The organism is Variovorax sp. CF079 (assembly GCF_900101545.1).
Classification (GTDB): domain Bacteria; phylum Pseudomonadota; class Gammaproteobacteria; order Burkholderiales; family Burkholderiaceae_C; genus Variovorax.
The window spans coordinates 1-9,302 of record NZ_FMZU01000049.1 but is presented as its reverse complement, the minus strand read 5'-3'; the positions used below and the strand labels follow the sequence as shown (position 1 = coordinate 9,302).

The window sequence follows — 9,302 nt, the reverse complement described above, 5'->3', positions numbered from 1 at the left end:
TGGACACGGACTACCTGATCGGGCTGGGGACGCTGGAGGAGCGGATGCTGATCCTGGTGGACATCGACCGGCTGATGTCGAGCGAAGAGATGGGCCTCATTGAAAAGATGGCGGCCTGAACCATGAACTTCCTCTCCAACGTACGCATCGGAACGCGCCTGGCCATCGGCTTCGGCATGGTCCTGGCCCTGACCCTGGCCTCGGCCGTCTTTGCCCTGATGAGCGCCAGCAGCAACGCCGAGGCCACCCGCCAGATGATGCAGAGTCCGCTCGCGAAGGAACGGCTCATCTCGGACTGGTACGTGCTGACCTACTCGGCCATCGCGCGCACGGCGATGATCGCAAGGACCACTGACGAAACGCTTCCCGTCACCTTTGCCGATGTCATCTCCGACAGCGTCAAGAAGGGCGGGGAGACCATGGCCAAGGTCGAGGCCCTGCTGGTGACCGATCTCGAGAAGTCGACCTTCAAGTCCATTGTCGAGTTGCGAGCCAAGTACCAGGCGGCCAAGGAGGCGGTGCAGAAGGCGAAGGCGGGCGGCAACGCGGCGGAGACGGAGACCGTCTTCAAGGACACCTTCCAGCCGGCCGCCAAGGCTTATGAAAGCCGCGTGCTCGAACTACTGGCGCTGGAGCGCAAGGCGATCGACGACATGAGCCGCGCGATCGACGAGGCGAACGCGCAGAGCTTCAATCTCCGCATCGCGCTCACTGCGCTCACGCTGTTGCTGGGAGGGGTCTGCGCCTTCCTGATCGCCCGCAGCATCACCCGGCCCATCGACCGTGCCGTCCAGGTGGCGGAGACCGTGGCCAGCGGTGACCTCACATCGCGCATCGAAGTCGACTCGCGCGACGAGACGGGCCAGCTGATGCATGCGCTGAAGAACATGAACGAGAGCCTGGCCAAGGTGGTGGGCGAAGTGCGTTCCGGCACCGACACCATTGCCACGGCCTCGGGCCAGATCGCGGCGGGCAACCACGACCTCTCCTCGCGCACCGAAGAGCAGGCCAGCTCGCTGGAGCAGACCGCGGCGTCGATGGAAGAGCTGACCTCCACCGTCAAGCAGAACGCGGACAACGCGCGGCAGGCGAATCAACTGGCCGTCTCGGCCTCCGAAGTGGCCGTGAAGGGTGGCAGCGTCGTCAGCCAGGTGGTCGACACCATGGGCTCGATCAACGCCTCGTCCAGAAAGATCGTCGACATCATCGGCGTCATCGACGGCATTGCCTTCCAGACCAACATCCTGGCCTTGAATGCAGCGGTCGAAGCCGCGCGTGCCGGCGAGCAAGGCCGCGGCTTTGCAGTCGTGGCCTCCGAAGTGCGCAACCTCGCGCAACGCTCTGCCGCGGCAGCCAAGGAAATCAAGACGCTGATCGGCGACTCGGTGGAGAAGGTCGAGGAGGGCAGCAAGCAGGTGGCCGAAGCGGGCCGCACGATGGACGAGATCGTCGACAGCGTGAAGCGGGTGACCGACATCATGGGCGAGATCACGGCGGCGAGCCACGAGCAGACCCAGGGCATCGAGCAGATCAACCAGGCGATCACGCAGATGGACCAGGTGACGCAGCAGAACGCGGCGCTGGTGGAAGAGGCAGCGGCGGCGGCGCAGTCGCTGCAGGAGCAGGCCGGCAGCCTCTCGCAGACCGTCAGCATCTTCAAGCTGAGCCAGGAAGAAGCGGCCGTAGTGCTCGCGCAGGTCCAGGCCCGCAGCCAGCCGACATTGCCGCCGAGGCGCGTGGCGCCGGCGCTGAAGGCGCCGGCCAAGCCGGCGGCCGCTCCGCGCAAGGCGGTGGCACACCGGCGCGCGCCGCAGCTTGCCGTGGGCCACACGGCCTCGGGCGAGTGGACAGAGTTCTGAAGAAGAAGTCCCAGCCCTCAAGTTTCGGGCCGGACTGCCGATATCTCTCATAACCGGGCCTCTGTCGACGGCCTTCGCAGGAAGAAAAAAATGCAGTGGTTCCAGGAGCTTCGTGTCACCGTCAAGCTGATCCTCAGCTTTCTGATCGTCGCCGCCATCGGCGCCGTCGTCAGTGCGCTCGGCATCTTTCAAATGGGGCGCATCAGCGCCTCGACCGAGAGGCTCTACAACCACGAGCTGCAGACGCTGAAGGCGGTGCAGGCCGCCAATATCCACCTGCTCTATGCGAGCCGGGCCCAGATGGGCCTGCTGTCGGCCTCCACCAAGGGCGAGCGCAATGCCGGCATCGCGGAACTCAAGAAGGCCGGCGCCGGACTCGAAGCGCGGATGACCGAGGTCAAGCCCGTGCTGCTCGAAAGCGATGAGGGCCGCAAGCTCAACGAGCAGTACGAGGCCCTGCTGCCGACGCTGAAGAAGCGCATGGGCGATTTCGTCACGCTGCTCAGCGCGCAATCGCTGGACAGCTCGCAGTTCGACGGCCGCGTGGCCGAGGACAGCGCGCAGCTGCTGAAGGATTCGCGCGCGCTCGAGGAAGTGCTCGAGACGATGGTGGCGCACAGCGACATGCAGGCCAAGGCGAGCATGGACCATGCCGGCCAGACCTACAAGACCTCGCGCTTGCTGATGCTGGCGATGGCCCTGATCGGCATCCTCGCGAGCGTGGGGCTGGGCGTGGTGGTGGCCCGCCTGCTGGCGCGCCAGCTGGGCGGCGAACCCGGCTACGCGGCGGATGTGGTCGGCCGCATCGCCGGCGGCGACCTGACGGTGGGCGTCGAGGCGCGCTCGGCCGACGACGGCAGCGTGCTGCATTCGATCAAGCAGATGCAGGACCAGCTGACCCATGTGGTCGGCAGGATCAAGCTGTCGACCGACGCCATCGCGACGGCCTCGGGCCAGATCGCTTCGGGCAACCAGGATCTTTCTTCGCGCACCGAGGAGCAAGCCAGCTCGCTGGAGCAGACCGCGGCGTCGATGGAAGAACTCACCAGCACGGTCAAGCAGAACGCCGACAACGCGCGCCAAGCGAATCAGCTGGCGCTCTCGGCCTCCGAGGTGGCGGTCAAGGGCGGCGACGTGGTCAGCCAGGTGGTCCACACCATGGCCTCGATCAATGCGTCCTCCAAGAAGATCGTCGACATCATCGGCGTGATCGACGGCATTGCCTTCCAGACCAACATCCTCGCTTTGAACGCGGCGGTCGAGGCGGCGCGTGCCGGCGAGCAGGGCCGTGGCTTTGCGGTGGTGGCTTCCGAAGTGCGCAACCTCGCGCAACGCTCTGCCGCCGCGGCCAAGGAAATCAAGGGCCTGATCGACGATTCGGTGGGCAAGGTCGATGCCGGCAGCCAACTGGTCGGCGAAGCCGGCAAGACCATGGAAGAGATCGTGGGCAGCGTGAAGCGGGTGACCGACATCATCGGCGAGATCACGGCAGCGAGCCACGAGCAGACGCAGGGCATCGAGCAGATCAACCAGGCGATCACGCAGATGGACCAGGTGACGCAGCAGAACGCGGCGCTGGTGGAAGAGGCTGCGGCTGCAGCCCAATCGATGCAGGAGCAGGCCGGCAACCTCGTGGAGGCAGTCAGCGTGTTCAGGCTCGCGGACTGAATGTTTCGCCCGCGCTGCCGATAAACAAACAAGCAAACGTACCTACAGGTAATCCCAAATGTCGATGTTCTATACGGGCCTGAGCGGCCTGGCCGTGGCGCGCAGCGCGCTCATGACCACGGCGCACAACACGGCCAACGTGTACACCGCCGGCTACAGCCGCCAGACCTCGATCGTCACCACCAACGGCGCGATCTCGACCGGCGCCGGCTTCATGGGCACCGGCGCCCGCGTCACGACCGTGGCGCGCAGCTACGACCGCTACCTCACCGCCCAGCTCAACGGCGCCGAGGCCACGGGCGCGGCGCTCGCGAGCTACAACTCGCAGATCAGCCGCATCGACTCGCTGCTCGCCGACAAGACCTCGGGCCTCACGCCCCTGATGCAGAGCTTCTTTGCCGGCATGCAGGGCGTGGCCAACACGCCGGCCGACCCGGCCGCGCGCCAGCAGCTCATCAGCGCGGCGCAGGCCCTGGCCAACAAGTTCCGCGCCACCGACCAGTACCTCACCGACCTGAACACCTCGGTCAACGACCAGATCGTGGGCAGCGCCGAGCAGATCAACACCTATGCGACGCAGATCGCGAGCCTCAACCAGCAGATCGGTCAGCTCCAGGCGATGGCCGGCGGCCAGCCGCCGAATGACCTCATGGACCAGCGCGACCAGCTGGTGGCCGAACTCGGCAAGATCGTGGATGTCAAGGTGCTGGAGCAGGACGGCGGTAAGTACAACGTCTTCATCGGCAACGGCCAGACGCTGGTGCTGGGCGACCGGGCCGCGACCATGAAGGCGGTCGACTCCGCGGCCGACCCCACGCGCAAGGCGATGGCGCTGGTCGGCATGAACGGCACCGCGTCCGAGCTCAAGGACAACATCTTCACCGGCGGCACGCTGGGCGGGCTGATGGCCTTCCGCGCCGAGACGCTGAGCACCACGCAGAACGCGATCGGCCGCCTCGCCATGGCGCTCGGCAGCAGCTTCAACGACCAGCACAACCTGGGCGTCGACCTGAACGGCGTGCCGGGCACCGACTTCTTCTCCGAGGCCCAGGCCGGCGTGTTCTCGAATGCGCGCAACACCGGCACCATGGTGCTCGGCGCCAGCGTGACCGACACCTCGCAGCTCACGACCAGCGACTATTCGGTGGAAGTGAAGGACGTGACGGGCACGCTCACCTATTCGGTGACGCGCCTTTCGGACAAGCAGCCCATCGGCGACTTCACCACCTTCCCGATCGACTTCGACGGCGTGAGCTTGACCGCTGCCAGCGGCACGGCCCAGGCGGGCGACACCTTCCTGGTCCAGCCGACGCGCACCGGCGCGCGCGATCTCGAAGTGCTGGTGCTCGACCCGGCCAAGGTGGCCGCGGCCTCGCCGCTGGTCACCGGCAACACCAGCGGCAACCAGGGCAGCGGCGCGCTGAGCGCCGCCACCGTCGATGCCGGCTACCTGGCCACGCCGCTGGCGGCAACGGTCACGCTCGCCTACGACGCCGGGACCAACACGCTGTCGGGCTTTCCGGCGACCTCGGCCGTCACCGTGACGCTCGCCGACGGCACCTCGACCAGCTACGCGGCCGGCACGCCCGTGCCCTACACGGCAGGCGCCTCGATCAGCTTCGACGGCATCAAGCTCAGCATGACCGGCGCGCCGGTCCAGGGCGATACCTTCACGATCAAGAAGAACGTCGGCGGCGTGTCGGACGGCAGCAATGCGCTGCTGCTGACGGCGCTGCAGAAGAAGAACACCATGGGCGGCGGCAGCTCGACCTTCAACAGCGCCTACGCGCAGCTGGTGAGCTCGGTGGGCAACCGCACGATGGAGATTCGCGTGGCCGAGACCACGCAGACCAGCGTGACGGACCAGATCCGCGCCACCCGGGATTCGATTTCCGGTGTGAACCAGGACGAGGAAACCGCCAACCTGCTGATGTTCCAGCAGATGTACCAGGCCAACGCCAAGGTGATCGAGACCGCGTCGACGATGTTCGACTCGATCCTCGGCATCAGCAACTAAGAACATCGGGAATCGCCATGCGCATCAGCACCCAGACCTTCTATGCACAGAGCCTGAAAGGGATCGGCTCGCAGCAGCAGCAGCTGTTCCGGATCCAGCAGCAACTGTCTTCGGAATCCAAGTTTCTGACGCCGGCGGACGATCCGGTGGGCGCGGCGCGTTCGCTGGTCGTCTCCCAGTCGATCGCGGAGAGCTCGCAGTACGCCGCCAGCCGCAGCCGCGCGGTGCTCTCGCTCTCGCACGAAGAGGCCGCGCTGCAATCGGCCACCACCATCCTGCAGAACATCAAGACGCTCACGGTGCAGGCCGGCAACGGCACGCTGTCGGACGCCGACCGCGAATCGCTCGCCACCACCATCCAGAGCAACCTCGACCAGCTGGTGAACGTGGCCAACGCCGACGACGGCAACGGCCAGTTCCTGTTCGCCGGCTTCAAGAGCGCCAACCCGCCCTTCGTGGCGCAGGCCGGGGGCGGCGTGCAGTACATGGGCGACCAGGGCCAGCGCCTGATGCAGATCGACGTGTCGCGCCAGATGTCGGCCACCGACGACGGACGCAGCGTGTTCCAGTCGGTGCAGGGCGGTGCGGGCTACGTGACCACGGCGAATGTCGCCAACACCGGCTCGGGCGTGTTCGGCGCGGTCGGCGTGACCGATGCCACGGCGCCCAACTACGGCCGCGACTTCACGATCAGCTTCGCGGGCGGCAACTACACGGTGACCACCAACGACACGCCGCCGGTGGTCGCGGCCACCGGCCCCTTCGTGGCGGACACGCCGATTTCCTTCGGCGGCGTGCAGATCAGCATGAGCGGCACGCCGGCCGACGGCGACAGCTTCCAGGTCTTTACCGCCAAGAACGCCGGCACCGACGTGTTCGCCGCCATCGGCGACCTCGTGGCATCGCTGAAGAAGCCGCTTGCCGGCGGCGGCGCGGCCGCGCAGGCTGGGCTGCAGAACGCGCTTTCCACGGCCAACGTCAAGATCACGAATGCGCACGACAACGTGCTGACCATCCGCTCCTCGGTCGGCTCGCGCATGAACGAACTCGATGCGCTCAATGCCTCGGGTTCCTCGCGCGGCCTGATCGACAAGAGCTACCTGTCTGAGCTGGAAGACCTGGACATGGCGAGCGCGATCTCCGAATACCTGCAGCGCGAAACCGCGCTGAAGGCCTCGCAGGAGACCTTCGCGCGGCTGCACAGCATCGCGCTGTTCAACTACCTGTAGGCCGGCAGGCCGGCCGGTCTTCGCGGCGGCGCCCGATCAGCGCCAGCACGAGAGCGGGTAGTGCTGGCCGTTCCAGGTCGTCCAGCCCGCGGTCCGGTTGCCCGAGGGCCTGGCCAGGTACCAGCGGTTGCCGTCGGCATGGCGGAAGTACAGGCCGCCGCGGTCGCCTTCGTTGGGATGCGTCAGCGCCACCCAGCGCGAGTTGTTGTCCGAGAACTTTCCCTTCCAGCGCGCGCCGGCGCTGCTGCTGCAGGTGTCGCCGTCGCAACTGGTTTGGGTGTCGTTGACCGGGACCCAGGTCATGCGTGCCGGCCGGCCGTCGATGCTGCAGTTCCAGGCGCCGCCCCACCAGCCGCCGACCGTGCTGGCGAGGGCCGAACCGGAGAGGGCGAAGCACAGGGCAAGGCCGCGGGAGAAGGTCGTGAGCGACCGCCGCGTCGTGTTCGAAGTCATGCTGCTGCTCCTTGTCGCCTCGATGAGGCTGGAGGCAGCGTACCGAGCCGCTGTCGAACGAGAAATCCCGTGAAGGCGCTACCCGCGCAGGAACGAGACCGCGATGACGATCGCGACCATCACGATGCCGACCCGGGTCATGTAGACCCCCAACCGGGCTGCCACCGGGTCTCGGGGTTGCAGCTTGGCGTGCGTTGTATCCATGGCGAACTCCTTTCGGACGACCCGCTGTCATCCTAGGGGCGAGCGCCGGCGCTGCACATGGCCAAATCGCAACGATGGGCCGCACTCGGCGGGCGATTCGTGGATTGGTTCACCGTTCCCCGAAGTGATTGCAGGCTCCGGTTCGGCCGGGCGGCTACTCCGGCACCTCGCCAGCAGGCGCCGCCGCCTGCTGCTGCGCCTCCATCTGCACGACGGCCTCATGCAGAAGGCCGCGAAGCCAGACCAGCGCCGGGTCGTGGGTGCGGTACTTGTGCCATTGCATGGACTGCTCCATCCGAGGCAGCGGCAAGGGCACCGGCAGCACTGTCAGCGGCAGGAATTGCTGCGCCATGCGCGCCAAGCGACGCTGCACCGTGGCGACCCGGTCGGTGCCCAGAACCAGGAAGGGCGCCGCGACGAAGCTGAAGGTGCAGACCTCGATGCGCCGCTCGATGCCGCGACGCTGCATGAACCAGCTCTCGAGCGTGGGCTGGCCGATGCTGGCGGGCTGCACCTCGACGTGGTCTGCGGCCACGTACTCCTCGTAGCTGAGGGTGCCCGCGAGCGCGAAGCGGCTGTCGTTCCACACCATGCACACGTACTCTTCCTCGAACAGCGTTTCGATCGGATGGTCGGGCGAGCAATAGTTGCGCGGGATCACCAGCAGGTCCGCTTCGCCGCGCCCCAGCGCGCGCTGCGGCTGGTCCAGTTGCGGCAGCGGCGAGAGCAGGAAGCGCACCGTGCTCGACTGCCGGCGTGCCAGCGCAAGCAGGTGCGGCATCAGGGTGACCGTGGTGTAGTCGGAGACCAGCAGCTGGAAGGTGCGGTTCGAGCGTGAGGGATCGAACTGCGGCTGCGCGGCGATCGCGGTGTCGACGCGCATCAGCACGTCGCGCACGGGTTCCTTCATCGTCTGGGCCCGGGGCGTGAGCTCCAGCGTGCGGCCCACCTGCACCAGCAACTCGTCGTCGAAATAGGCCCGCAGCCGAGCCAGCGCGTTACTCATGGCGGACTGGCTCAGATGCACGCGCGCGGCCGCCCGGCTGATGCTGCACTCGGTGAGAAGCGCGTCCAGTGCCACCAGCAGATTCAGGTCAAGCTTGTTGAAGCGCATAGCCGCCCTCGCTCGCACGAGATCGAGAAGAGGATGGTGAACCACCTTCAAGCGCCGAAGATTAGGGCAAGTGCGACTATCGCCGCAGGAAATGCCGAGGGCGCACTCGCCGGGCGATTCGTGGATTGGGTCACCGTTCTCCGATGCGATTGCGGATTGCGACTACACTCCGCAGCCCCATTTTTCAACGAAGCGGCGACACCCATGAGAAAGAACGCCTGGCTCAAGGCCGCGCTGGACTACGTGCCCGATTGGCTGAGTTTTCAACTCGAGCGCTATCGGCAGCCCGGGTGCTCTGTCGCCATTGCGCAGGGGCCTCACATCGTGGCGGAGTTCGCCTTCGGTGCCGCTGATCTGGAAACCGGCGAATCCCTCACCCCGAGGCATCGCTTTCGCGTCGCGTCGCACTCCAAGAGTTTCACTGCGAGTGGTGTCATGCTGCTGCGGGAACAAGGAAAAATCGGCCTTGACGATCCGATCGGCCGCTATGTATCCGGCCTGCACAAGGGCCTCGCGGGCGCCCGGATCGGAGAATTGTTGTCACATGGTGCCGGTGTGGTTCGCGATGGCGCCGACAGCGGACAGTTCTCGGACCGCCGCCCATTTCTTTCCCGCGCCGAGCTGCTGGCGGAGTTGTCCAGAAAGATGCTATGTGGGACTACTCGAGCGAGACCCGCTTAGCTAAAACGGGATTTCCTCAACCTCTTGGCAAAGGAGATGGAAATGTCGACAACCCAGACAGCCCCACAGGTCAAGGA

At 66.3% G+C, this 9,302-nt stretch carries 8 protein-coding genes and 1 pseudogene; 6 read left to right on the top strand and 3 right to left on the bottom strand.

Annotated elements, in window-relative coordinates; genetic code table 11:
- The 5 genes and pseudogenes from BLS74_RS35460 to flgL all read left to right on the top strand — a co-directional run.
- Positions 1–119: pseudogene (locus BLS74_RS35460) on the top strand (chemotaxis protein CheW); the annotation flags it as partial.
- Between the two features lie 3 nt (positions 120–122).
- Positions 123–1,859 carry a methyl-accepting chemotaxis protein gene (locus BLS74_RS33330; protein ID WP_093112302.1) on the top strand — a complete coding sequence of 579 codons (1,737 nt, stop codon included), beginning with the start codon at positions 123–125 and terminating at the stop codon, positions 1,857–1,859.
- Between the two features lie 90 nt (positions 1,860–1,949).
- On the top strand, positions 1,950–3,527 hold the full coding sequence (locus tag BLS74_RS33325; RefSeq protein WP_093112300.1) for a methyl-accepting chemotaxis protein: 1,578 nt from the start codon (positions 1,950–1,952) through the stop codon (positions 3,525–3,527).
- A gap of 58 nt (positions 3,528–3,585) precedes the next feature.
- A complete protein-coding gene (flgK, locus tag BLS74_RS33320; protein WP_093112298.1) occupies positions 3,586–5,544 on the top strand; it encodes a flagellar hook-associated protein FlgK in 1,959 nt (652 codons plus the stop codon).
- Positions 5,545–5,561: 17 nt separating this feature from the next.
- Positions 5,562–6,773: a flagellar hook-associated protein FlgL gene (flgL, locus tag BLS74_RS33315; protein WP_093112296.1), complete on the top strand. Its 1,212-nt coding sequence runs from the start codon at positions 5,562–5,564 to the stop codon at positions 6,771–6,773.
- Positions 6,774–6,809: 36 nt separating this feature from the next.
- Here flgL and BLS74_RS33310 read toward each other — a convergent pair whose 3' ends face one another.
- The 3 genes from BLS74_RS33310 to BLS74_RS33305 all read right to left on the bottom strand — a co-directional run bounded on the left by BLS74_RS33310 (position 6,810) and on the right by BLS74_RS33305 (position 8,544).
- The gene (locus BLS74_RS33310) at positions 6,810–7,226 is read right to left on the bottom strand and encodes a DUF6006 family protein (protein WP_093112294.1); all 417 of its coding nucleotides are present in this window, start codon (positions 7,224–7,226) and stop codon (positions 6,810–6,812) included.
- A 78-nt stretch (positions 7,227–7,304) separates the two neighbouring features.
- Positions 7,305–7,430 (bottom strand): hypothetical protein, encoded by a 126-nt coding sequence (locus BLS74_RS35625; RefSeq protein WP_280142691.1) that lies wholly within the window; start codon positions 7,428–7,430, stop codon positions 7,305–7,307.
- 154 nt (positions 7,431–7,584) lie between these two features.
- The gene (locus BLS74_RS33305) at positions 7,585–8,544 is read right to left on the bottom strand and encodes a LysR family transcriptional regulator (protein ID WP_093112292.1); all 960 of its coding nucleotides are present in this window, start codon (positions 8,542–8,544) and stop codon (positions 7,585–7,587) included.
- 204 nt (positions 8,545–8,748) lie between these two features.
- On the opposite strand from BLS74_RS33305, the gene BLS74_RS33300 reads away from it, so the two are divergent.
- On the top strand, positions 8,749–9,225 hold the full coding sequence (locus BLS74_RS33300; protein ID WP_093112290.1) for a serine hydrolase domain-containing protein: 477 nt from the start codon (positions 8,749–8,751) through the stop codon (positions 9,223–9,225).
- Positions 9,226–9,302: the final 77 nt, after the last annotated feature.